This window comes from Micromonospora sp. NPDC050187 (genome assembly GCF_044459745.1).
Classification (GTDB): Bacteria; Actinomycetota; Actinomycetes; order Mycobacteriales; family Micromonosporaceae; genus Micromonospora.
The window spans coordinates 14048-36306 of record NZ_JBITJH010000022.1 but is presented as its reverse complement, the minus strand read 5'-3'; the positions used below and the strand labels follow the sequence as shown (position 1 = coordinate 36306).

Below are 22259 nucleotides of genomic sequence, written 5' to 3'. Positions count from 1 at the left end.
GGTGGCGACCTGCCGTGCCGGGCCTGGTACCGCCTCCCAGTCAACCGGGGCCACTGGCCCGACGAACAGACCCGGACGACAGGGCGGTGGTGGCGTGAGCGTCGATGAGCTGCCGGTCGGGCGTCGGGTCGCACAGTGGCGGATCCGGCGGCGGATGACGCAGCAGATGCTCGCCGACCGGCTCGGCAAGTCCAAGAGCTGGGTGGACAAGGTCGAACGGGGTGTTCGTAGCCTCGACCGGCTCTCCGTTCTCCGGGATCTCGCCGAGGCGCTCCGCGTGGATCCGGCGGTGTTGCTGGGCGGCAGCGCACCGCCCGCGACCGGGGGTGCCAGCGGCGTCGACGCGGTGCGGGCCGCGCTCGCCCGTTACGACTTCACTCCCGACGGCCCCGGTCGCCAACCCGCACCGCCGGTCGTCGAGCTGGGCCGACGGGTCGGGCATGCCTGGTTGACGTACCAGCACGCCCACTACCCGCAACTGCTGCGGATGCTGCCGGGCCTCCTCGGTGACGCCCAGCGCGCCCACGCCGCGCAGCCGGAGCACGCGGCAGATCTGCTGGTGCAGGTGTACCGGCTCACCTCGTCGGTGCTGGTGAAGCTCGGCGAGGCCGATCTCGGCTGGCTGGCCGCTGACCGGGCGATGGCGGTGGCCGCCGCTGACCCGCTGCGCGCCGCCGTCGCGGCGATACCGCTCGGCCAGTCGCTACGGGCCCTCGGTCGGGACCGCCTCGCCATGTCGGCCACGATCGCCGCCGCGCACCGGATCGCGCCGCCGGTGCCGCAGGAGGGCCCGCCCGGCGAGTTGTCGGTGCTCGGCACGCTGCTGCTCCAGGCAACCCTGGCCGCCGCCGGCTGCGGCGACGCGCGCAGCGTCCAGGAACTGGTCGACCAGGCCGGCGAGATCGCCGAGCAGGTCGGTGACGGCCACGACCACCACTGGACCAGCTTCGGACCCACCACCGTCGAACTGGCCCGTGTCGCGGCGGCCGTCGACCTCGGCGACGCCGGGGAGGCGGTCACCCGGCACGAGCAGGCCATTCGCCGGGAGCAGTGGCGACGGCTGCCTGCCGGATACCGGGCGGCGCACCTGGTCGACGCCGCACGGGCGTACCTGCTGGTCGGCGACCTGGCCGCAGCCGGCCGCGCCCTGGTCGACGCCGACCGCACCGCACCCGCCGAGACCCGGTCACGACCGGCGGCTCGTACGACGATCACCGCCGTCGTGCGCGGCGGACCCACCACGGCCGGCGTCGCGCGCCTGGCCACCACGCTCGGCCTGGCCTGAGGAGCCCGCCGTGCCGCCGCCGACCGTCGGGCGCCGGCTCCGTCCCGGTTACGACGGGGAGTGCGTCCGTCGGCTGCTCACGAAGGGGTGAGTTCCTTCCGGGCCGGAGCGGACCATGAGTCCAGCATGCCGAGCACTCCTTTTGCGAACAGCCAGATAGCGATGCTCGGCATGGCGACGCTCGGTATGGCGAACAGCCACCCGAGCCAGGAGTCCGCCTTGTTCCAGTCGCCGTTGGCGATGGCGAGAAGCGCACCGAGTATGGCGGTTCCGGCGGCCGAGAAAAGGATGGTCAGGAGGGAGGCGATGTTCAGCCTACGAATGTTCGGGTCCGAGGGCTGGCGCTCCCGGTGTGGTGACCCGAAGGCGTACACCGTGATCCAGGTAAAGCAGATCACGATCCCCGTGACGACCAGCACGGGTCCGGCGGTCTTCCAGTCCCTGGGCAACCCCAGCCACACCCAGATCGCTTCGCCGACCCGACCCAGCAGAAGGATCTCCGAAATCAGCGCAACGCTGAGGAACGTGACCCGGAGAAGACGCTCCGGTGCGCCCGCATGAGTGGGGTGGACCTCCGCGTCCAGCGCGCTCGTCCGGTCGAAGTAGGCGTGCACGAGGAGGACGATCCCGCCCACGGCGGCGACCGTCCCCACGGCCAGCATCCCGCTCGACACGGCGGTCGCCGCCCAGATCCGGCGACATGCCTGCGCGCTCTCGCCAGAGATCAACACGAACTGGTACGAACACAGTCCGAGCGCGATGAATCCCGCGAGAAACGGGGTCAGGGCCGGAATGCGCGCCGACGCGACCCTGGGTTGGCGCTCGACCAGCAGAACGATCAGCCCCGCGAACATGAAGCCGCTTATGAGACCGCTCAGGGCGGACATCGCGGGAGCTGCGCCTGCAACATTCCAGGCTGCCTCATTGCAGGGCTGGTTCATAGACGCACGTCCTTTGCCTCAACGCGTGGACGGGTGGCAGACGTTAGCCGTGGCAACTCGGCAGAGCAAGCTCTCCCCAAAGTGTGGCGGGAACTTTGGAAAAGTGGGCCGTCCGGGAGAGCGGGCGGCGGGTCAGGCGTAGTCGACGTCGAGACGGGCGAAGCCGCGTTCCCGGAGCAGCTCGCGCCCGGCCGGGCCGAACGGGTCGCGGCAGTTGACGACGGTGAGGTGGGCGAGCTTCGGGCAGTCCACCAGTGCCTCGACGTTCCGGAACCGCCGGCAGTTCAGCACGATCAGGTCGGTCAGTTCGGGCAGGTCCCGGAAGATCGCGCAGTCGATCTCCACACTGATCGAGTTGAGTCGTAGCGCCTCGACGGTGGGCAGGCAGCGCAGGCCGTCGATCGGGAACGCCCGGCCGGTGCCGGCGAGTTCCAGCGCGCGCAGCGGGAAGGTCAGCCGGGGGAGGACGTCCAGGTCACCCAGGTGGGACAGCTCCAGGTGGCGCAGCGTGTCCAGCTCGGCGACCCGGTCGAGCATCCGGCGTTGCCGGTGCAGCGGGGTGGCGAGGAACCGCAGCGCCGGGAGCGGACCGATCAGGTCCGCCGGTCCGGGACGCGGTACGGAGGAGACGACGAGCAGCCCGCGCAGCCCCGGCAGGGCGTACGCCAGGTCGACCGGGGCGGTCGGTGCCGGATGCCCGGCGTCGTACCCGACGGTCAGCGTGGCGAGGTCGGGCGGCACCCGGTCGCGGTCCAGCAGGGGGAGCAGCGGTGCCGGCAGGGCCAGATTGCGTAGCGCCGGCAGGGTGGCCAGCCACGGTGGCAGGGCCGGACGGCGGAGCTGGGCGGGGTTCGGACACAGGTGCACGCTGCGCATCCGGGCCGCCTCGTCCGGGGTGGGACGGCGGTTCCAGCCGATCCGGCCCGCCCCGTCCACGGTGAGGTGGTCGCACTCGTCGACGTTGCCGACGCCGTAGATTCCCTCGCCGTCCGGGGGGTACAGATAGCGGTAGCGGCTGTCGGAGAAGGTGAACGGCGCGACGTCCTTCGGCATGGCCGGCATTGTCGCCTCTCCCGGCCGTACGCGATCCCCGCCACCCGGCACCGGGCTGGCAATTCCGTCGACGGCAGGGAAGGGTGGTGGGAACCGGTGAACCTGCGACCGGTGCACGTGCGGACGGCCGGCAGGCCGGGGCGACCGGCGAGCGTGGTGGGAGACGATGGACGGCGGTAACCACCTGGAGCAGCTCGACCGGCTGGCCGGTCTCCTCGCCACGGTGAGCCGGGACGCGGCGGGCACCATCCGCCGGGTCAGCATTGCCCTGCTCGACCTCGACGCGGACGCGGCCCGGGCGGTGCTGGCCGAGATCACCGAACGGGCGGAGGCGCACCGCCAGATCGACGAGCTGGTGCCGCTCGCCCTGGTTCGGCAGCAGCCGGTCGCCTCCGACCTGCGGCTGGTGCTGTCCGCGCTGCGGATGAACACCGAGCTGCACCGGATGGACGTGCTCGCCGCGCACATCGCCAAGCTCGTCCTCGCCCGCCACCCGGCACCCGTGGTGCCGCCGCCGGTGCGTCCGCTGATCGGCGCGATGGCCGAGACGACCGCGCGGATCGCCGACAAGGCCGCCCTGGTGCTGGTCACCCGGGACCGGCTGGACGCGATCCAGCTCGGCCTGGACGACGACGAACTCGACGTGCAGTACGAACGCCTCTTCACGGTGCTCACCGACGCCTGGCCGTACGGGGTGCAGGCGGCGATCGACGTGGCGATGCTGGGCCGGTACTACGAGCGCTTCGCCGACCACGCGGTCGCCGTCGCCCGCCGGGTGGCCTACCTGGTCGGCGGCGACATGGCGCGCGGCGTCCTCTGACCCGCCGCCCTCCGGGGGCAGACGTCTCGATCCGTTCACACGTCGGACAGCCCTGCCTCGACCGACGGCAACATTTTCCTGGCGACCTGTTCACCTTCGGTTAACCAAGCTCCGGGGAGCCGGCTACCTGGCCCGCTTAGCTTCGACAGCGGTCAGGCCCCGAGAGGTCCGGCCGAACCCCAAGAGAGAGGCAATTCTGAGGTGAACCGCAACGTGCTCTCCCGGCGCGTCCTTGCCGGCGTCGCGCTCGCCGCGCTGGCTCTCACCGGCTGTGGCTCCAGCGACAACGACAACGACACCCCCGCCGCTGCCGGCAGCAGCGGTGGCAGCGAGTACGCGAGTCTTTCCGGTGAGCTGAAGGCCTCGGGTGCCAGTTTCCCGGACGCCTACTACCAGGAGGTCATCACCTCCTTCAAGGACGTCGCTCCGGACGTCACGGTCAACTACAACGCGACCGGCTCCGGCACCGGCAAGAAGCAGTTCGGCGAGAACCTGGTCGACTTCGCCGGCAGCGACAGCCTGGTGAAGGACAGTGACGGCGTCGCCGCTGGCTCCTTCCTCTACGTGCCGACCGTGGCCGCCCCGATCACCGTCAGCTACAACCTCCAGGGCGTGGACAAGCTCCAGCTCAGCCCGGAGACGCTGGCCAAGATCTTCCAGACCGACATCAAGACCTGGAACGACCCGGCGATCGCCGCCGACAACCCCGGCGTGACCCTGCCGAACACCCCGATCACCGTGGCGCACCGATCGGACGGCTCGGGCACCACCAACAACTTCACCAAGTACCTCGAGGCCGCCGCGCCGGGCGTGTGGAAGCTCGGCACCGGTGACACCGTGGCCTGGCCGTCGAACACCCAGGGCGGCGAGAAGAACACCGGTGTGGCCCAGATCGTCAAGCAGGCCAACGGTGGCATCGGCTACGTCGACCTGAGCGACGCCAAGGCCAGCCAGCTGACCTTCGCCGCGATCAAGAACAAGGACGGCCAGTACGTCGTTCCCTCGCTGGAGGGCACGACCGCCGGCCTGGAGGGCGCGGAGATCAAGGAAGACCTGAGCTACAACCCGCTCAACGCCGCCGGCGCCGCGTCGTACCCGATCACCGCCCCGACCTACATCCTGGTCAAGACCAAGTACGACGACGCCAAGAAGGCCGAGCTGGTCAAGGGCTTCGTGAAGTACATCCTCACCGACGGCCAGGAGCAGGCCAAGGACGTCGACTTCGCGCCGCTGCCCACCTCGCTCAAGGACAAGGCGCTCGCCCAGCTCGACAAGATCCAGGGCTGATCCGAGCCAGATCGCACAGGCACCGCCCACGGGGGACGGGAACCGCAAAGCCGGTCCCGTCCCCGCCGGGGTAGCCGCGCCGCCACTGGAGTGAAGGTGACCATCACAGAGAACAAACCCGACACCAGGCCGACCCTGACGCCACAGCGGGGCGGCCTTCTCGCCGATCGCGCCTTCTCCTGGTGGACGCTCGGCACCGGCCTGCTCGTCCTGGCCATCCTCGCGCTCATCCTGGTGACCACGGTCAAGGAGGCCTGGCCGGCCTTCACCGAGATGGGGCTGCGCTACGTCACCGAGGACACCTGGGACCCGAACCCCGGCACCGGCGAGGCCGTCTTCGGCGCGCTGGCCTTCATGTACGGCACCGCGATCTCCTCGCTGATCGCCCTGCTCATCGCCGTGCCGGTGTCGATCGGCATCGCGCTGTTCATCACCGAACTGGCGCACCGCCGGCTGCGCGGCACCGCGATCACCGTGATCGACCTGCTGGCCGCCGTACCGTCGGTGGTCTTCGGTCTCTGGGGCATCCTGGTGCTGGCGCCCAAGCTGGTGCCGTTCTACCAGTGGCTGCACGACGTGTTCGGCGGCGTGCCGGTGCTCGGCAGCGTCTTCGGCGAGGCCGCCAGCGGCCGGAACTTCATGACCGCCGGCCTGATCCTGGCGATCATGGTCACGCCGATCATCACCTCGATCTGCCGCGAGGTCTTCGGCACCGTCCCGCAGGCCGACAAGGACGCCGCCCTGGCGCTCGGCGCGACCCGCTGGGAGATGATCCGGGGCGCGGTCTTCCCGCACAGCTTCGGCGGCATCGTCGGCGCGGTCATGCTCGGCCTGGGTCGCGCGATGGGCGAGACCATCGCCGTCGCCCTGGTCATCGGTGGGGCCACCAACATCTCGGCGAACGTCTTCGAGCCGGGCAACACCATGGCCGCCGTGATCGTGCAGCAGTTCGGCGAGTCCACCGGCACCTTCACCGCCGCCCTGATCGGGCTCGGCGTCGTCCTGTTCGCGATGACCGTCGCGATCAACCTGACCGCCCAGGCCATCGTGCGCCGGGCGGAGGCCCGCATGAGGGGAGGCGTGGCGTGACCGCCACCGTCGAGCCGGGCACCCGTACCCCGGTCGTCCCCGACCTGTCGGGGCGTGCCCTGTCCACCCGCCGCCGGATCGTCAACCACCTGGCCAGCGGCGGCATCTACCTGGCGGTGCTGCTCGCCGTGGTGCCGCTGGGCCTGGTCGCCTGGACGGTGGTCAGCCGGGGTGGTGGGGTGATGAGCCTCGACTTCCTCACCGAGGACATCCCCAACTCGTACCGGCGGGAGGGGCCCGGCATGGGCCCCGCGATCGTCGGCACCCTGATCATCACCGGCATGGCGTCGCTGATGGCGATCCCGCTCGGCGTCTTCGGCGCGATCTACCTCAACGAGTACGGCAAGCAGAAGCCGCTGGCCCGGGTCATCCGGATCATGGCGGACGTGATGACCGGCGTGCCGTCGATCGTCATGGGCCTGTTCGTCTACATCGGCTGGGTGCTGCTGGTCGGCGAGCAGTCCGGCTTCGCCGGTGCGCTCGCGCTGGCCTGCCTGATGCTCCCCGTGGTGATCCGCAGCAGCGAGGAGATGCTCCGGCTCGTCCCCGACGAACTGCGCCAAGCGAGCCTGGCCCTCGGCGCGCGGAAGTGGCGGACCATCCTCACCGTCGTGCTGCCCGCCGCGATCTCCGGCATCACCAGCGGTTCGCTGCTTGCGGTGGCCCGCGCCGCCGGTGAGACCGCGCCGATCATCATCGTCACCGGCATCACCTTCGCGTCGAACCCGAATCTCTTCGAGGGCACCAACACCGCCCTGCCCGCGCAGATCTTCCGTAACGCCAGCCAGCCCTTCGTCGGTGCCCAGGACCGGGCCTGGGGGGCGGCCCTCACCCTGATCGTGATCGTCGTCCTGTTCACGGTCGTCGCCCGTCTCATCGCCAACCGCTTCGCCCTGAAGGAGCGCTGAAACATGGCCCAGCACCGCACCGTGAGCGACCACCGCCCGTCCGTCGCCATCAACGCACCCGGCGAGGGCTGGGGCGCCGCCGGCCCGCACTCCGCCGGGGACACCACCGTGATGGAGCTGCGCGACGTCAGCGTCCACTACGGCAGCTACGAGGCCGTCCGGGGCACCACCATCCCGATCCGGCAGAACCAGATCACCGCGATGATCGGGCCGTCCGGCTGCGGCAAGTCGACCATCCTGCGTTCGCTGAACCGGATGAACGACCTGATCCCCGGGGCCCGGGTGACCGGCTCGGTGACCTACCACGGCCAGGACATCTACGCCAAGGGCGTCGACCCGATCCAGGTGCGCCGCCGGATCGGCATGGTCTTCCAGAAGCCCAACCCGTTCCCGAAATCCATCTACGACAACGTGGCGTACGGGCTGCGGATCAACGGGATCAAGGGCAACCTCGACGACCAGGTCGAGGAGGCGCTCACCGGCGCGGCCCTCTGGGACGAGGTGAAGGACAAGCTCCGCAAGAGCGGCCTCGCCCTCTCCGGCGGCCAGCAGCAGCGGCTCTGCATCGCCCGGACGATCGCCGTGAAGCCGGACGTGATCCTGATGGACGAGCCCTGCTCGGCCCTCGACCCGATCGCGACCAGCAAGATCGAGGACCTGATGCACGAGCTGTCGAAGTCGTACACCATCGTGATCGTCACCCACAACATGCAGCAGGCCGCCCGGGTCAGCCACTACACCGCGTTCTTCACCGCCGAGGTGGACGAGCAGCAGGTGCGGCACGGCCGGCTGGTGGAGTTCGACCAGACCTCGAAGATCTTCACCAACCCGGGCGACAAGCGGACCGAGGACTACATCACCGGACGTTTCGGCTGACCGGCCCCGCGCCGACCAGGGCTCCCGGAGCCGCGTCGGCCGGAAAACCGTCCATCCGAAGGAAGGTGATGTGGTCACTCACGACGTCGGCGCGGACCTCGTGCACATCGCCGTCCCGGTCGCGTACGTGCGGCACGTCGCCGCGCTCCTCGCGGAGCTGGACCGGCAGGGCGGCGACGTACGCCCACCGGCCCGGCCACCCGCCCGCCCGGCACCACCGGACCTCGCCGGCCGGTGGTCGGTGCCGGAGCTGCGGCGCTTCGCGAACGGACGGTCGAAGAGCCACGACACCGTGCTCAAGGTTCTGGACCTGCTCGCCGCCCGCCCCGGCGAGTGGCTGTCGGCGGAGACGATCTGCGTCGAGGTGGACGTTTCCCGGCACCGGTTCGGCGGTGCGCTGGCCGGGATGACCCGGATGCTGCGTGCCCACCCGACCTTCCGGGAGCTGGGGATGCCGTTGAACCGGTACGTCACCGGCAGCCTCGACGACCGCGCCGGGACGTTCTACTGGATGACGGCGGAGCAGGCCCGCCAGTGGCAGCAGGCCCGCGCCGAGGCGGCCGGCTGATCCGACCGACCGTCGGCCGGCAACGGGACCGCCGGCCGACGGTCCGCCGCACAGGCCGGCCCTGCCCGGTCGCCGGGCCGTGCCTGGTTCTCGGGCCGTGCCGGGTTGCCGGCCCTGCGCGGTCGCCGGCTGGCCGTACCCGGTTGCCGGCCGTGCCCGGTCGTCGGGCTGTGCCGGCTGGCCGAGTCGCCGCTGCCGTCTGCGCGTAGAGGCGGTCAGCCCCGGTGGTAGTTGACGTGCGCGCACCAGTGGGCGAAGCCCAGCCGCAGGTAGAGCGCCACCGCGGCGGTGTTCGACTCGTCCACGTAGAGCATCACCCGGTCCAGGCCCCGCCGCTCGCGCAGGTGCGCCAGGCCGGCGGCGGTCAGCACCCGGCCCAGCCCACCCCGGTGCGCCGTCGGGTCCACCCCGAGCACGTAGACCTCCCCGATCGGGGTCGAGCCGGCCCGCTGGTGGACCTTGGTCCAGTGGAAGCCGAGCAGCCGCCCGGTCGACTCCTCGACGGCGAGCAGGAAGCCGTCCGGGTCGAACCACGGCTCGGTGAAACGTACCCGCAGGTCGTCGGCGGTCCAACGGCCCTGCTCGGGGTGCTCGGCGAAGGCCCGCGCGTTGAGCGCCAGCCAGGCGTCGTCGTCCGTGCCGGGCTGGAAGGCACGCAGCGTCACCCCGTCGGGCAACGGCGGCCCGGCCAGCGGTCCGGTCAGCGACCGGCGCATCTGCCAGAGCACCCGGGCACGGCCGAAACCGAGGTCGACGGCGAGGGCGGCGGCAGCCGGGTGGTCCCCGTGGGCCCAGGCGTGAACCGCGTCGGGCCGCAGTTGCCGGCCCGCGTCGACCTGCGGCTGCCCGCCCGCGTCGAACGGTGCCGTCCCGCTCACCTCGGTCAGGGCGGCCGTCGCGAGCGCCCGGCCCAGTCCGCGCCGCCGGTAGGCCGGGTGCACCACCAGGTCGAGGTTGGTGCCCTGGGCCGGTGCCGTGACGTCGAGGTGGGCGTACCCGACGAGCAGGCCCTCGGGTGTCCGCGTGGTCAGGTGCAGCGCGGCGGCCCGTGGGTCCCGCAGTTGGAGCAGCACCGCCTCGTCCAGCGGGTCCGCGCCGTCGGCGTCCCCGGCAACCCGCGCCAGGGCCAGGATGTCGGCGATTCCCGCCTCGTCCAGCCGATCGTCCCGGTCCACCCGCGCGCCCGTCACGCTGTTACCCCGCACGCCACCGTCTGCCACCCCGCCACGGTAACGGTTCCGGCCGCTTCCGCCCCGCCCGTGTGGTTGCAGGGGACCCCTGCTACCGCTTTTTGATGAGGAGGGGTCCCCTGCAACCACCCGAACCCATGCCCAGCCGGCGCAGCGCATAGGGGAGCGCGTGAGGGGAGCGTGGGGCACCCTGGCTACAGGTCGGGCGGCAGGGCGGTGACGCGGAAGCGGCTGGTGAGGTTCGGCAGGATCCAGTACAGCGCGTCCACGGTGCCCTGACGGTCGCCGCCCGCGTCGTGCAGCAGCACGATCGAACCGGGAACGGTCGCCGCGTTGACCATGCCGGCGATGCTGGCCGCGCCCGGGGCCTGCCAGTCGCTCGGGTCGACCGTCCAGTGCAGCGGCACCATGCCGAGCTGCCGGGCCATCGACACCAGCGGGTACGTCCACGCACCGCCGGGCTGCCGGTAGTACGCGATCCGGGCGTCCGGCACGGCTGCCCGGATCGCCTCGTTGGTGCGCAGCAGGTCGGCCTGGATCGTCTGCTGGGTGCGGCTGCCGAGCAGCACGTCGTGGTTCCAGGAGTGGTTGCAGAGGGTGTGCCCGTCGGCCACGATCGCCCGTACCAGGTCGGGGTGTGCCTGGGCGTTCTCGCCGACCAGGCAGAACGTCGCCGTCACCCGGTACGCGCGCAGTGCCGCCAGTGTCTGCGGGGTGTAGTACGGGTCGGGGCCGTCGTCGAAGGTGAGGGTCACCTGCCCGGTGCCGGTGGTCATCTGGGTGCCATGGGGGCCGCCCTCGTCCACGCCGTCGGGAGCGGGCTCGTCCGCCTCGTTCCCGGGCGTTGGTGTGGCGGTCGGCGAGGTCGGCGCGGTGACGTGTGGGGGGCTGCTGGGGGCGGCCAGTTCTGGCTCGCCCCCGTGTCCCATCAGGCTGTACCCGATGGCGTACGCCGAGCCCAGCAGCGCGGCGGCCACCAGGGCCACGATTCCCAGGGCGCGGTGGGACGAGGCGGCGGACATCAGGCACCCGGCCTGGTCGGCGCGTCGGACGGTCCCGCCGGGCCGGGGTGCCCGGGTGCATCGGAGCGGGGTGGCCGGCGAGGGCCACCTGTCGCTGGTTCGGTCGTCGTATGCACCGTCGCCCCCTTCTCCGGCTGGTTCGCCAGTCAGATTAGGGGCGCCCGGTGGAACAAGAAGGACATTCCCGAACTAACCCCCAAGAAGGGGGAAAATGGTTCATACCGGAAGGGGAGTGTGCTCCGCGTCCGGCAACGAGCGTGACGGCGGGACGACGAACTTGTAGCCCACCTGCCGCACCGTGCCGATCATCGACTCGTACTCCGAGCCGAGCTTGGCGCGCAGCCGCCGGACGTGCACGTCGACCGTGCGGGTGCCGCCGAAGTAGTCGTATCCCCAGACCTCGCGCAGGAGCTGGTCGCGGGTGAACACCCGGCCCGGGTGCTGGGCGAGGAACTTCAGCAGCTCGAACTCCTTGTAGGTCAGGTCGAGCGGGCGTCCCTTGAGCTTGGCCGCGTAGGTGTCCGGGTCGATGGTCAGCTCGCCGGCCCGGATGGAGCCCCCCGTACCGGCGGTGGCGCTGCTCAGCCGGCCGACCACCAGCCGCAGCCGGGCCTCCACCTCGGCCGGGCCGGCGCTGGCGAGGATGACGTCGTCGACGCCCCAGTCGGCGTTGAGCGCGATCAGCCCGGCCTCGGTGACCACCGCGACCAGCGGCACCCCCAGGCCGGTGGCGTGCAGCATGCGGCAGGTCGCCCGGGCCTCGCTCAGCTCCGAACGGGCGTCCACCAGGACCGCGTCCGGGCTGGGGCCGGCGACCAGGGTCCGCACGTCGCGTGGCGCGGTGCGGACCGAGTGGGGCAGTAGGTCGAGCGCCGGCAGTACGGCGGATGGCTCGCCTGCGCGTGCGGTCACCAGCAGTAGGATCTCCACACGATCACCTCCGTCCCGGCGGCGGTCAGCCGCGCGCGACCAGCAACGGCACCCTGGACGGAGTGCGGCGCTGAGAACTCGTGGTCCCGGCGTCGCTGGCGGGCAGGTCAGGGGTCGAGCCTAACCGATTGTCCGTGGCCGCCCTTGGTGGCTTTTCCTGTTTGCCGGGGTTGCCCACACTTGCGACGCAGGTTTTAACGTCCCTGAAACGGCGTCCGCCCCGCACGTCGTCGGGTCTGGCACGATCGTGTCGTGTTTGCCTCCGCGTCTCCCGCCGCCGGTCCCGACCCCTGGTCCGACGACGTCCCACCGGCCGGCTTCCCTCCGCCGCATACCGGTCCGGGCCTCGACGACCTGGTCGGCCCGCGCAAGCGGCGCGGCCCTCGTCGCTTTCGGCCCGGCGATCCGCCGGCACGTCGCACCGACGACGAGGCCGACGACGACGAGCTCGACGAGGAGGAGATCGAGCCGGTCGAGATCAACAAGCCCCTCTCGCTGACCATCGCCGGCTTCGCCGTGCTGCTCGGCCTCGGTCTGGTCCTCGCCGCGCAGACCTCCGGCCCGAGCCACCGGCTGCCCTTCGCCACGGTGATCTTCGGCGTGCAGCTCCTCTTCGTCCTGGCCTGGACGATGGCCACCCGCCCGCCGGCCCTGCTGGCCGTCGCCCTGGTCGGCGCGGCCAGCGCCGGGGTCGCCGACACCGTCGCCGTACGGTCGGCCGAGGCCCGGCTGCTCCCGCTGCTCTACGTCGCCGTGGGCGGTCTCGTGGTGGTGTTGCTCGGCCAGCTCGTCCGCCAGGCCGACCGACGGCGGGTCACCGACTCGTTCGGCACCACCCTGCTGATCATGGCCGGCGTGGCCGGGTTCGCCACCCTGCTGCCGCTGAGCCGGATCCCGGCGGGCACCCAGACCATCACGGTCTGCCTGACCGCCACCGCGCTGGCGCTCACCGTGGCGCGGATCACCGACGCCGTGCTCCCCTGGCCCCGGCTCGCGCCGCAGGTGCCCCGGGGCGCGGCCGGCGTGGTGCTCGGCGCGATGCTCGGCACCCTGGCCGGCAGCGTGCTCGGCAGCTTCCTGGTCGGCTTCACGCCGACCAGCGGCGCACTGGTCGGCCTGGTCACCGCGGCCACCGCCGTCCTGGCCGACCTCGCCGTCGGTTACGCCGAGGCGGGCCGGCTGATGGCCGGCGAGACGCCCACCTTCTGGATCGCCCGGCACATGCAGGGGCCACTCGGCGGCATCGCCCTCGCCGCGCCGGCCGCCTACTTCATGTGCGTACTGTTCCTCTGACCCCACGCCCCTGCCGCACGGTTGAGGCGTGGGCCCATCGGGTACCACCGGTGTGCCCCAGGCGACACCGGACGTGAGAGTGGAGGCGGCGTGACCGAGGCCTACCCGGCGTACGACGAACGGCCCCGGCGACGGGGCCGCAAGATCCTCATCGGTCTGCTCGTCCTGCTCCTGATCCTGGTCGGACTGGTCGTGGTGGCCGACCGGATCGCCGCCGGGGTCGCCGAGGACGCCATCGCCGACCAGGTGCGCCAGGAACTCACCCAGCAGGACGCCAGCGCGCAACCGCCGGATGTCGAGGTCGGTGGCTTCCCCTTCCTCACCCAGGTGCTCGGCGGCAAGTACGAACGGATCACCATCCGGCTGCGGGACGTGGCGGGGACGGTCGAGGGCAACTCCGTCCGACTGCCGGAACTCGACGTGGACGCCCGGGGCGTCACCGCGTCGCTGGACACCATCCGCTCCGGTCAGGGGGACGTGGTGGCCGACCGGGTGGACGGCACCGGAACGGTCAGCTACGACAGCCTGGCGGCGTTCCTCGACCGGCCCGGCCTCAAGCTCGGCGAGAAGGACGGCAAGCTGGCGGTCACCGCACCGGTGGACATCCTCGGGCAGAAGCTGACGGTCACCGGCAACGCCGAGGTCAGCGTCAGCGAACAGGGACAGGTGGCGCTGCGCTTCAGCGACCTGGACGCCGAGGGCCTGCCGAACGTGCCGATGGCCCGCGTGCTGCTCAACAACTACGCGCGCAGCATCTCCATCGACGTCCCCCTGCCCGACCTGCCGTTCCAGCTGACCGTGCGGGAGGTCCGGCCGCTGCCGGAGGGGCTCGCGGTCACCGCCGACGCCCGGGACGTACCGATCAGCTCGGTCGGCTGAGCCGCTCCGCGCCGGTGGCCGGCGCGACCCGTGGGGCTACCGGGTGTGGTGTGAACCACGCCCGGAAGCCCTGCTCAGGTGTCCCGGATGCTGGTCGGGCCGATGGCAGGACGTGGGGACGCTGGTAGGCTCCGTGCTCATGGGGACGCTCCTCACCAAACGGCGCGCGGTCGACCTGTGCCGCGTGGCCACCTGCCTGTGTCGCTCCGTCATCTGACGACGGAGCTGCAAACGGCTGTGTAGCGGCCACCGGCGGGGTTCCCCGCACCCCCGGTTCTCCTCTTTCGCCCGGCAGTGGCGCCGTCGCATCCAACCCGAGATCCGTCCATCCTGGGTCCCGCGCGCGGTGCGACAGACACCGACCTTCCCCGCGCGTCGACTCAACCGCCATCCTCACCAGGGAGTGATCCGATGAGTCGCGACACCGCACTCGTCTCGGCCGAGTGGGCCGAGAAGAACATCGACGCCCCGGGCGTCGTCTTCGTCGAGGTAGACGAGGACACCTCGGCGTACGACACCGGCCACATCGCCGGGGCGATCAAGCTCGACTGGAGGACCGACCTCCAGGACCCGGTCCGCCGGGACTTCGTCAACAAGAGCCAGTTCGAGGCGCTGCTCTCCGAGCGGGGCATCGCCAACGACGACACCGTCATCCTGTACGGCGGCAACAACAACTGGTTCGCCGCGTACGCGTACTGGTACTTCAAGCTCTACGGCCACGGCGACGTCAAGCTGCTCGACGGCGGTCGCAAGAAGTGGGAGCTGGACGCCCGCCCGCTGGTCACCGACAAGGTCGAGCGTCCGAAGACCCAGTACGTCGCGCAGGAGCCGGACAACTCGATCCGTGCCTTCCGCGACGAGATCGTGCCCGCGATCGGCACCAAGAACCTGGTCGACGTGCGCAGCCCCGACGAGTTCGCCGGCCGGCTGCTCGCCCCCGCCCACCTGCCGCAGGAGCAGGCGCAGCGAGCCGGGCACGTGCCCACCGCGATCAGCGTCCCGTGGTCCAAGGCGGCCAACGAGGACGGCACCTTCAAGTCCGACGACGAGCTGCGCAAGATCTACGGCGCCGCCGGGCTGGACGACAGCAAGGAGACCATCGCCTACTGCCGCATCGGCGAGCGCTCCTCGCACACCTGGTTCGTGCTCCAGGAGCTGCTTGGTCACCGCAACGTGAAGAACTACGACGGATCCTGGACCGAGTACGGCTCGCTGGTCGGCGTGCCGGTCGCGCTCGGCGACGAGCCCGGGGAGGCCTGAGCCATGACAGCACCCACCGCTGCCGGTTGCGCCGCACCGGACCAGGCGGCTCCGCTGCCCGCGAGCCTCGACCTGGAGAAGGAAACCGTCATCACCGGTGTCGTCCGGTCCGAGGCGGGCGAGCTCGTGCCGGGCGCGTACGTCCGGCTGCTCGACTCGACCGGTGAGTTCACCGCCGAGGTGGTCACCTCGCCCGCCGGCCAGTTCCGGTTCTTCGCCGCGCCGGGCAGCTGGACGCTGCGCGCCCTCTCCCGGCACGGCAACGGCGACATCCCCGTCGCCGCCGCCCGGGGCATCAACGAGGTCGCCGTCACGGTCGCCTGACCCGGCTCCACCACGACGGAAAGGCCCCCGGCTCACCCGGGGGCCTTTCCGTCGTCCGGCCGCCCGCTCGATTCCGGCGATATCGCGGTGTCCAGTCCCGGCGATGCCGGGATATCGGCAAACTGAAGTGGATCAAGCCGTCACGGTCGCGTCCGGAGGCGCGGGGTGCACTCCTCGGCGTGGCCGGGGCGGAGGACGCAGCGCCGTCGGTGCGGCAGCCGCCGGTCACAGAAGACGGCCTGCTGGACGCCGGGGTCGCCCTCCTCGGAGACCGTCGTCTCGCCGAGCACGAGCTGCGGCAGGAACGCCAGGGACCGGGTGAGCGCGCGGGCCAGCACGTGCGCGCCGGCCAGGTCCGCCGCGACCACCGTCAGGTGTACGACGAACCGCCGGTCGTCGTTCACCGGTGCACCCGGGGCGCGAAGCGTGACTGCCAGTCCCGCAGGTGCTGCTTGATGCGGGTGTTCTCGTGCCGGATCCGGTCCAGTTCGGCGTGCAGCGTGGCGAGGTCGTCGGCCACCCGGTGCAGGAAGGCGGTCACCTCGCCCGGATCGAGACCGCGCCGGACCAGCGGAAACCGGTGGTCGCGCACCCGGCCGGCGCAGAGCGGGAGGTGGGCCACCGGGCGGTGGTACCGGCCCGCGTTCCCGAGCCCGACCGGTCGGGCCGGGTGCGGGACGGGGGAGCGGCCGGTGGCCGATCGTACGGGGTGGGGAGTTGGGGGTCGGGGCGGACCGCCCTGCCGTGCGCGGCCCGCCCCGACGGGGGGAGTGAGCGCTACTCGTTGCCACGCGAGGAACACTCCGCAACCAACATAGGTACTGAAGTTGCGGTAGTCAACATCCGCGCCCTTAGCGACTTCGTCTTGTTTCCTGCTGCTTCCGCGTGATCGAATGGAATCGCCACGCGAGGAGCGCCATGCCTGCATTGCCGGATTACTTCAAGATCGCGAACGAGATCATGGCCGATGCCCGGAGCGGACGGACCAAACCGGGTGACAAGTTGCCGTCGATCGCCGAGTTGTGCGAGCAGCACAAGGTGAGCGCGTCAACGATTCGCCTGGTCTTCGTGCGCCTGGAAGCCCTGGAGGTAATCGACCGCCACCAGGGCAAGGGTGTCTTCGTCACCGACCCGGCGACGTGGATGCGTAAGCCCTGACCCTGGCCCTACGAGTGGCTACTCGCCGTCCTGTCGCGGCGTGGCCGCCAGGATGAGGTCGAGGCCGCGTTCGAAAAGGTCGTCGTCGCTCCAGCGGGCGGTGTCGAGGTGGCCCGAGGAGTTGAGCGTCGGGTAGGCGTCGGGGTTCGCGGTGATGTGACGCCGGGCTTCCGTCCGGGCCTGCGGGTCCGCGCTGCGGCACCAGGTCGCCTCGGTGAGCGCCGTGCCGATCACGTAGTTGGCCAGTGTGCGGGTGACCATGGTCAGTTCGACGCCGGAGAGGCCGCCCCGGGTCAGCGCCGCTTGCAGGTGCTCGGTGCGGGTGAGGACGTTGGGGCCGAGCATCGGTCGGCCGATCAGGCCCGGGGCCCAGGGGTGACGGACCATGACCGCGCGCCAGTTGCGGATCAGGGCGCGGGCGTCGCCGCGCCAGTCGTCGGTGGCCTCGGAGAGTGGCACGTCCCCGAACACGTGGTCGAGGGCCAGGTCGAGCACGTCGTCCTTGGTCTTCACGTGCCAGTACAGCGCGGTGGGCGTGACGTCGAGCAGTTGGGCGAGCCGACGCATGGTCAGGCCGTCGATCCCGTGCCGGTCGAGCAGCGTCACCGCCGCGTCGACGATGCGCTGACGGGTCAGGGGGACCGGGCGGGGCCGGTCGGGCTCCTCGCGCAGCCATACCGAGCCGGCATGCCCGCGATGTTCCCCCGGAGTGTCGTCGCGCGGCTGGTGGAACTCGGTGTCGGTCACGCCAGGACTCCAGATCACGTGTGTGGGGTGGAGGTCGTCCGACCGGAGCCGAAGTGGCGGTGTCGCCGCCCCGGCTACCGGCTGTCGTGACGGCTCAGTAGCGGGTCTTCACCAGGAAGGCGTAGCCGACCACCTTGGTGCCGTTCCAGTTGTACATAGCGTGACAGGCCTGGGGTGATGTCCACGATGAGACGTAGCTTGGCCGGGCGGCGTTGCAGGCCTTCATGGTCGGGTAGAGCGGGCTGTTGTAGTCCGCCTGCGCGGGCGACGCCAGGCCGAGTACCAGGCCACCGGCCACGGCGCCGGCGGCCACGAGGCTGCGGACGCGGGGACGACGGAGAAGATTCGCCACGGGATAACCCTTCTTCGGAATCAGCCCTGTTTGGGGCTGTGGATCACCAGCAGTGTATGAGCGCCCCGCACGTCGATGGAGATCAACTATAGACATGGTGTCCGCACGGTGCGTAGTCGACTTAACGATGGTAAGTTTATCTAACCCCGTGCATTGCTCTGACGGGCACGGCCGAGGGGAGGTGTCGGGAGTCATGCCTCTGATGCGGATCCAGCTGGACAGCGACCGGGCCACCGCCCGGCGGGTGATGGAGCTGCACCTGGCCGACAAGGTCCATCGGGAGTCCCGCGACGCCGCGCGGGAGGAGGTCTGGCGACGCGGTCGGACCCCGGCCGGCGAAGCCGTCTTCGTCGGCGTCACGAACGGCGAACCCGTGCGACTGCTCTACGACGTGGAGGTCCACTGGGACACGACCCGTTGACGGCACCTCCGCGACCCGGGGCGGACGGAGTCGGGTCAGGGCAACATGCGGGCTGTCGACGGCTGCTCTGGTGGGCAGTTCACCCTGAGTGACACCAGACCGGGGACCTCACACCCCCGCGCGTCCTTTGCTCTGCACCCCTTCACGCACCGGACACCCCCGGTGACCGGCGGCGCCCCACCCCGATGCTCGTCGACAAACCCATCCCCTGCTCAACACCGGTGTCGCGTATCCGGGTGCAGAGCAAAGGGCGGACCGGGGAAGCCGCCGTCCGGCACCGGATCACTCACCGTGAGGATCCACCACCACCCCACCTCGCCACACCCAACGTGACCATGGGTGGTGGGGCGCGGTGGTGCCGGCCGCGCCCCACACCTGTTCAACCCCCGCAGGCCCCTTCGGGTCACGCCCAGGTGGCCCGGTCGGGGCGACGTGGCACCATGGCCGCGTGACCGGTCCTGTCCAGACGGGGTACGCCCCGCCCAGTGGTCCGCCCAGCCCGCCGCCGCGGGGGTGGCCCCGTTGGCTGATCGTGGCCACCCTGCTCTGGGCGCTGCTGCTGGCGGCGCTGACCTGGCTCTCCGTCCGCGACGACGGGCCGACGGTCCGCGAGCAGCGCAGCCTGGCCCAGGCCGGTCCGGTGGTGGACCGGACGATCGGCGACCTGGTCGCCGCCGCCGGCCCGGACGCGCTCGTCGAGTTGGCGCCGCCGGTGGTCGAGCGGGGCTGCCGGGTCACCCCGTTCGAGGACGGCGGCACGCTGGAACGCGTGGTGGACGTCCGCATCGTCGGGGAGGAGCCGCGCGCCCTGCTGGACCGGATCGCCGAGGCACTGCCGGACCGTTACCGCGCCACCGTGCTGCTCACCCGGGAGGGGACCCGGTTGCGCGCCGACGCGGGGGAGTTCGTCACCGTGCGTGGCCAGGAGACCGAGGAAGGGACCGTGCGGTTCACCGCCGACACCGGCTGCCGTCCGCTCGGCTCCGGGTACGAGTCGACGCCGGTGACCGGCGCGGAAGCCGAGTCCGACGCGGTCGTCGCGGCGCTGCGGGCGCTGGGTCGCCCGGCTCCCGGGGAAGTGGAGCTGGTCGCCGCGCCCTGCCCCGGCGGCGGCAGTGCCCGTACCGCGCGGGCCGTCGCCGGCCCGGGGTCGGCCGCGACCCCGACCTCGGCGGCAGCCGTGCTCGCCCCGCTGGCCACCGCTCCCGCGCTGGTCGACACCCCTGAGCTGTACGCCTACCGCGCCGGTCCGGTCACCGTGCAGGTGCATCTGGTCGCCGACCCGCCGTCGGTCTCCGCGTTGACCCCCTGCCGCTGAGCCTCGCCGAGGGGAGCCGTGCCGAGGGAGCCGTGCCGGGCCGGGGCGTCAGAGGTTACGGCTGCGGCCCAGCGCGTCGACGTGCCCCCAGCGGCCGGGGATGTCGAGCAACTCGATGCGGCCCATCCCGTGCGGCACCGCCGGGTCGATGATCAGGTGCTCGCCCTGCGGTTCCAGGCCGAGCAGCACCCGGAGCATCAGCAGCGGTGCCCCGGCCGACCAGGCCTGCGGACTGCACGCGGTCGGGTACTCGACCGGGTAGTCGGTCAGGTCGCGGTCGTAACCGGCGAACGCCTCGGGCAGCCGGCCGTTGAAGTAGCGGGACGCCTCGAACATCGCCAGGCAGATCCGGCCCGCCTCCTCGCGGAAGCCGTACCGCCACAGACCCCATGCGATGATCGAGTTGTCGAACGGCCAGACCGTGCCGGCGTGGTAGCCGATCGGGTTGTACCGCCCCTGGTCGGTGGCGAGGGTCCGCACCCCCCATCCGGAGAAGAGGCGCGGGCCGAGCAGGTGACCGGCCACCTTTCCCGCCCGTGACTCGTCCACGATGCCGCTCCAGAGCAGGTGACCCATGTTCGAGGAGAGCGCGTCGACGGGTTTGCCCTCGGCGTCCAGGGCGAGCGCGTAGTACTCCCCGTCGGCGACCCAGAAGTCCCGGTTGAAGCGTTCCTTCAACGCGGCGGCCTCGCGTTCCAGCCGGTCGGCCCAGGCCGGATCGCCGAAGAACGTCCGGGCCAGTCGGGCGCCGCGCAGCTTCGCGTCGTACGCGTAACCCTGGAGTTCACAGGTGGCCCGGGGGAAACCGGGCAGCCGGCCGTCGGCGTACGAGATGGAGTCCCAGGAGTCCTTCCAGCACTGGTTCTCCAGGCCGGTCTGCGGGTTCCGGGTTTCGTACCAGACGTAGCCGGAGCCGAGCAGGTCGCCGTAGCTGTCGATCCAGTTGAGCGCGAGCCGGACCGGGAACTCCAGCGCCCGGACGAGGTCGGCGTCGCCGCTCCAGCGTTCGTACTCGTCGAGCAGGATCACGAAGAGCGAGGTCGAGTCGGCGGCACCGTAGTAGGGGGAGTGCGGCTGTTCCTCGAAACCGGCGGTCTCGCCGTACCGCAGCTCGTGCAGGATCTTCCCCGGTTCCTCGTCGCGGAAGTCGTCGAGCCGCGCGCCCTGGAGTCCGGCCAGGACGATCAGGGTCGGGGGCACCAGGTCCGGCATGAACGGCAGCACCTGGAGGCCGGTCAGCATGCTGTCCCGCCCGAAGAGGGTCATGAACCAGGGCAGCCCGGCGGCGAGCAGGCGCACGCCCAGGGCGATCGACTCGTAGCGCAACGCGGTCAGGTCCCTGAGACTGCGCCCGTACGTCCGCTCCAACGGCGTGAAGTCGCAGCCCAGCTTCGGCGCGCGTTCGACCAGCCGGCGGTGCTCCGACTCGATGTCCGCAGGGGTGCGGGACCCACCGAGCGGCAGGGTCGTCCGGATGTCCTCGCCGCGCGCGCCGTAGATGACGGTCGCCACGTGCAGCCGGGTGCTCCACTCCCCGTGGGCCGGCACCCGGACCGTGAAGGTCATGCCCCGCTCGTCGATGTGGCCGGCCTCGCTGGTCGAGACCACCGTCTCCCGGACGAAGCGGTCCCGGCGGTACGTCAACCGCAGTTCCCGCGCCCCGACGGTCGCCGTCGAGTCGCCCTTCTGCCGGCGGGCCTCCTTGATCTCGAACAGGTCGGCGAAGTCCGCGTCCATGTCGACGCGGACGGTGAAGTCCACGTCCCGCCCAGCGTGGTTGAGGACGGCCAGCTCCTCGTCCAGCCCGCCCCCGATGGTCCGGCTCCGGATCACCGACATCCAGGGCTCCTGGACGTGCGCGGGCCGGTCGGGAGCGAGGAAGAAACGCGTCCGGTACGACTGCTCCTCGTCGACGTAGAGCGTGTTCAACCGCTCGCCGTCGACGGTCAGCAGCCAGGTGGAGAGGAACCGGGTGTCGAAGGAGAACATCCCGGTCGGGAAGTCGAGCGAGGGCTCCAGGTCACCCCGCACGTCGCACACCAGGAAGGTGTTGCCGTCGAGGATGCTGACCAGCCGTTTCATCCGGGCCGTCCACTCTGCGGCCGGATCGGCGGGGGAGTGTGCCGTTCCCGGACGACAGTGCGTGGGTCGCGGGTGCCCGGCGGCGCGGGGAAGAAGGCCCGGAAGACCAGGAACAGCAGGACGTTCCCGCTGAGCGTGGTTTCGTTGCGCAACATCGCGGCGACGCCCTGCGCGTTGCCGGTGACCAGCCGGTCGAACAGGTCGGCACTGCTCTCCCAGATCGCGTCGGCCGGGCGCTGTTCCCGGCTGACCCGGATCTCCTGGTCGCGCAGCACCACGTACCAGTGCTCGGTGTGCCCGTCGGCGGACAGGTTGATCTGGAGCGTCCCGTCGATCGGTCCGCGGATGATGTCCGAGGCGCGGGCCGGCAGGGACGCGAAGAACTGCTCGGTCGCCTCACCCACATCCGCATGTTAGGCGCGAATCGGGCAGGTCGGGACGCGATCGGTGGTGCTT

General features: G+C 71.3%; 26 protein-coding genes. 15 read left to right on the top strand and 11 right to left on the bottom strand.

All coding sequences use genetic code 11. The features are described from left to right. The first annotated feature begins 94 nt into the window (after positions 1–94). Entirely contained in the window at positions 95–1285 is a 1191-nt protein-coding gene (locus ACIBJE_RS26320; protein ID WP_396752781.1) for a helix-turn-helix domain-containing protein, read from the top strand. A 77-nt stretch (positions 1286–1362) separates the two neighbouring features. Here the strand turns inward: ACIBJE_RS26320 and ACIBJE_RS26315 are convergent, their stop codons facing one another. Together ACIBJE_RS26315 and ACIBJE_RS26310 are read right to left on the bottom strand one after the other, a co-directional pair. Further along, on the bottom strand, positions 1363–2226 hold the full coding sequence (locus tag ACIBJE_RS26315; RefSeq protein WP_396752779.1) for a hypothetical protein: 864 nt from the start codon (positions 2224–2226) through the stop codon (positions 1363–1365). A 132-nt stretch (positions 2227–2358) separates the two neighbouring features. Continuing rightward, the gene (locus tag ACIBJE_RS26310) at positions 2359–3279 is read right to left on the bottom strand and encodes a hypothetical protein (RefSeq protein ID WP_396752777.1); all 921 of its coding nucleotides are present in this window, start codon (positions 3277–3279) and stop codon (positions 2359–2361) included. A 166-nt stretch (positions 3280–3445) separates the two neighbouring features. Here ACIBJE_RS26310 and ACIBJE_RS26305 point away from each other — a divergent pair, with 166 nt between their 5' ends. The 6 genes from ACIBJE_RS26305 (at position 3446) to ACIBJE_RS26280 (ending at position 8827) form a co-directional block, all read left to right on the top strand. After that, on the top strand, positions 3446–4099 hold the full coding sequence (locus tag ACIBJE_RS26305; RefSeq protein ID WP_396752775.1) for a phosphate signaling complex PhoU family protein: 654 nt from the start codon (positions 3446–3448) through the stop codon (positions 4097–4099). Positions 4100–4300: 201 nt separating this feature from the next. Then, the gene (pstS, locus tag ACIBJE_RS26300; protein WP_396752773.1) at positions 4301–5386 is read left to right on the top strand and encodes a phosphate ABC transporter substrate-binding protein PstS; all 1086 of its coding nucleotides are present in this window, start codon (positions 4301–4303) and stop codon (positions 5384–5386) included. A 96-nt stretch (positions 5387–5482) separates the two neighbouring features. Beyond that, the gene (pstC, locus tag ACIBJE_RS26295; protein WP_396752771.1) at positions 5483–6475 is read left to right on the top strand and encodes a phosphate ABC transporter permease subunit PstC; all 993 of its coding nucleotides are present in this window, start codon (positions 5483–5485) and stop codon (positions 6473–6475) included. Beyond that, positions 6472–7383: a phosphate ABC transporter permease PstA gene (pstA, locus tag ACIBJE_RS26290; RefSeq protein ID WP_396752769.1), complete on the top strand. Its 912-nt coding sequence runs from the start codon at positions 6472–6474 to the stop codon at positions 7381–7383. The genes pstC and pstA overlap by 4 nt, the downstream gene beginning before the upstream one ends. A gap of 111 nt (positions 7384–7494) precedes the next feature. Further along, positions 7495–8259, top strand: coding sequence for a phosphate ABC transporter ATP-binding protein PstB (pstB, locus tag ACIBJE_RS26285; protein ID WP_396752910.1), 765 nt, complete (start codon positions 7495–7497; stop codon positions 8257–8259). 70 nt (positions 8260–8329) lie between these two features. Beyond that, positions 8330–8827: a hypothetical protein gene (locus tag ACIBJE_RS26280; RefSeq protein WP_396752767.1), complete on the top strand. Its 498-nt coding sequence runs from the start codon at positions 8330–8332 to the stop codon at positions 8825–8827. 215 nt (positions 8828–9042) lie between these two features. Here ACIBJE_RS26280 and mshD read toward each other — a convergent pair whose 3' ends face one another. The 3 genes from mshD to ACIBJE_RS26265 form a co-directional block, all read right to left on the bottom strand. Continuing rightward, a complete protein-coding gene (mshD, locus tag ACIBJE_RS26275; RefSeq protein WP_396752765.1) occupies positions 9043–10176 on the bottom strand; it encodes a mycothiol synthase in 1134 nt (377 codons plus the stop codon). Positions 10177–10211: 35 nt separating this feature from the next. Next, complete coding sequence (locus ACIBJE_RS26270; RefSeq protein WP_396752763.1) at positions 10212–11039, bottom strand: polysaccharide deacetylase family protein; 828 nt, start codon at positions 11037–11039, stop codon at positions 10212–10214. Between the two features lie 216 nt (positions 11040–11255). Continuing rightward, entirely contained in the window at positions 11256–11969 is a 714-nt protein-coding gene (locus ACIBJE_RS26265) for a winged-helix domain-containing protein (RefSeq protein ID WP_396752761.1), read from the bottom strand. Positions 11970–12221: 252 nt separating this feature from the next. Between ACIBJE_RS26265 and ACIBJE_RS26260 the strand changes: the two genes are divergently transcribed. The 5 genes from ACIBJE_RS26260 (at position 12222) to ACIBJE_RS26240 (ending at position 15725) form a co-directional block, all read left to right on the top strand. Then, positions 12222–13262, top strand: coding sequence for a hypothetical protein (locus tag ACIBJE_RS26260; protein ID WP_396752759.1), 1041 nt, complete (start codon positions 12222–12224; stop codon positions 13260–13262). Between the two features lie 90 nt (positions 13263–13352). Further along, the gene (locus ACIBJE_RS26255) at positions 13353–14141 is read left to right on the top strand and encodes a DUF2993 domain-containing protein (RefSeq protein WP_396752757.1); all 789 of its coding nucleotides are present in this window, start codon (positions 13353–13355) and stop codon (positions 14139–14141) included. 139 nt (positions 14142–14280) lie between these two features. Further along, complete coding sequence (locus tag ACIBJE_RS26250) at positions 14281–14358, top strand: Ms5788A family Cys-rich leader peptide (RefSeq protein ID WP_331214547.1); 78 nt, start codon at positions 14281–14283, stop codon at positions 14356–14358. 194 nt (positions 14359–14552) lie between these two features. Continuing rightward, on the top strand, positions 14553–15401 hold the full coding sequence (locus tag ACIBJE_RS26245) for a sulfurtransferase (protein WP_396752756.1): 849 nt from the start codon (positions 14553–14555) through the stop codon (positions 15399–15401). 3 nt (positions 15402–15404) lie between these two features. Next, positions 15405–15725, top strand: coding sequence for a DUF1416 domain-containing protein (locus ACIBJE_RS26240; RefSeq protein WP_145837112.1), 321 nt, complete (start codon positions 15405–15407; stop codon positions 15723–15725). A 140-nt stretch (positions 15726–15865) separates the two neighbouring features. Here the strand turns inward: ACIBJE_RS26240 and ACIBJE_RS26235 are convergent, their stop codons facing one another. Together ACIBJE_RS26235 and ACIBJE_RS26230 are read right to left on the bottom strand one after the other, a co-directional pair. Beyond that, the gene (locus ACIBJE_RS26235) at positions 15866–16129 is read right to left on the bottom strand and encodes a hypothetical protein (RefSeq protein WP_396752753.1); all 264 of its coding nucleotides are present in this window, start codon (positions 16127–16129) and stop codon (positions 15866–15868) included. Further along, on the bottom strand, positions 16126–16347 hold the full coding sequence (locus ACIBJE_RS26230; RefSeq protein WP_396752751.1) for a DivIVA domain-containing protein: 222 nt from the start codon (positions 16345–16347) through the stop codon (positions 16126–16128). The genes ACIBJE_RS26235 and ACIBJE_RS26230 overlap by 4 nt, the downstream gene beginning before the upstream one ends. Before the next feature lie 296 nt (positions 16348–16643). Between ACIBJE_RS26230 and ACIBJE_RS26225 the strand changes: the two genes are divergently transcribed. Beyond that, positions 16644–16883 (top strand): winged helix-turn-helix domain-containing protein, encoded by a 240-nt coding sequence (locus tag ACIBJE_RS26225; protein ID WP_396752908.1) that lies wholly within the window; start codon positions 16644–16646, stop codon positions 16881–16883. 18 nt (positions 16884–16901) lie between these two features. Here the strand turns inward: ACIBJE_RS26225 and ACIBJE_RS26220 are convergent, their stop codons facing one another. Both ACIBJE_RS26220 and ACIBJE_RS26215 read right to left on the bottom strand, forming a co-directional pair. Further along, complete coding sequence (locus ACIBJE_RS26220; protein ID WP_396752749.1) at positions 16902–17630, bottom strand: TetR/AcrR family transcriptional regulator; 729 nt, start codon at positions 17628–17630, stop codon at positions 16902–16904. 94 nt (positions 17631–17724) lie between these two features. Further along, on the bottom strand, positions 17725–17982 hold the full coding sequence (locus ACIBJE_RS26215) for a hypothetical protein (RefSeq protein ID WP_396752747.1): 258 nt from the start codon (positions 17980–17982) through the stop codon (positions 17725–17727). 193 nt (positions 17983–18175) lie between these two features. Between ACIBJE_RS26215 and ACIBJE_RS26210 the strand changes: the two genes are divergently transcribed. Next, positions 18176–18403: a hypothetical protein gene (locus ACIBJE_RS26210; RefSeq protein ID WP_396752746.1), complete on the top strand. Its 228-nt coding sequence runs from the start codon at positions 18176–18178 to the stop codon at positions 18401–18403. Positions 18404–18851: 448 nt separating this feature from the next. Beyond that, a complete protein-coding gene (locus ACIBJE_RS26205) occupies positions 18852–19721 on the top strand; it encodes a hypothetical protein (protein ID WP_396752744.1) in 870 nt (289 codons plus the stop codon). Positions 19722–19769: 48 nt separating this feature from the next. Here the strand turns inward: ACIBJE_RS26205 and ACIBJE_RS26200 are convergent, their stop codons facing one another. Beyond that, positions 19770–21803: a glycogen debranching N-terminal domain-containing protein gene (locus tag ACIBJE_RS26200; RefSeq protein WP_396752742.1), complete on the bottom strand. Its 2034-nt coding sequence runs from the start codon at positions 21801–21803 to the stop codon at positions 19770–19772. Next, a complete protein-coding gene (locus ACIBJE_RS26195) occupies positions 21800–22207 on the bottom strand; it encodes an SCP2 sterol-binding domain-containing protein (protein ID WP_396752740.1) in 408 nt (135 codons plus the stop codon). The genes ACIBJE_RS26200 and ACIBJE_RS26195 overlap by 4 nt, the downstream gene beginning before the upstream one ends. Positions 22208–22259 lie beyond the last annotated feature (52 nt).

What these genes read in the sequence shown, in the direction of transcription:
- ACIBJE_RS26315 (WP_396752779.1), bottom strand. Translation starts at nt 2,226, where the DNA reads ATGAACCAGCCCTGCAATGAGGCAGCCTGGAATGTTGCAGGCGCAGCT.
- ACIBJE_RS26310 (WP_396752777.1), bottom strand. Translation starts at nt 3,279, where the DNA reads ATGCCGAAGGACGTCGCGCCGTTCACCTTCTCCGACAGCCGCTACCGC.
- ACIBJE_RS26305 (WP_396752775.1), top strand. Translation starts at nt 3,446, where the DNA reads ATGGACGGCGGTAACCACCTGGAGCAGCTCGACCGGCTGGCCGGTCTC.
- pstB (WP_396752910.1), top strand. Translation starts at nt 7,495, where the DNA reads ATGGAGCTGCGCGACGTCAGCGTCCACTACGGCAGCTACGAGGCCGTC.
- mshD (WP_396752765.1), bottom strand. Translation starts at nt 10,176, where the DNA reads ATGCGCTGCGCCGGCTGGGCATGGGTTCGGGTGGTTGCAGGGGACCCC.
- ACIBJE_RS26270 (WP_396752763.1), bottom strand. Translation starts at nt 11,039, where the DNA reads ATGTCCGCCGCCTCGTCCCACCGCGCCCTGGGAATCGTGGCCCTGGTG.
- ACIBJE_RS26250 (WP_331214547.1), top strand. Translation starts at nt 14,281, where the DNA reads ATGGGGACGCTCCTCACCAAACGGCGCGCGGTCGACCTGTGCCGCGTG.
- ACIBJE_RS26245 (WP_396752756.1), top strand. Translation starts at nt 14,553, where the DNA reads ATGAGTCGCGACACCGCACTCGTCTCGGCCGAGTGGGCCGAGAAGAAC.
- ACIBJE_RS26240 (WP_145837112.1), top strand. Translation starts at nt 15,405, where the DNA reads ATGACAGCACCCACCGCTGCCGGTTGCGCCGCACCGGACCAGGCGGCT.
- ACIBJE_RS26225 (WP_396752908.1), top strand. Translation starts at nt 16,644, where the DNA reads ATGCCTGCATTGCCGGATTACTTCAAGATCGCGAACGAGATCATGGCC.
- ACIBJE_RS26210 (WP_396752746.1), top strand. Translation starts at nt 18,176, where the DNA reads ATGCCTCTGATGCGGATCCAGCTGGACAGCGACCGGGCCACCGCCCGG.
- ACIBJE_RS26200 (WP_396752742.1), bottom strand. Translation starts at nt 21,803, where the DNA reads ATGAAACGGCTGGTCAGCATCCTCGACGGCAACACCTTCCTGGTGTGC.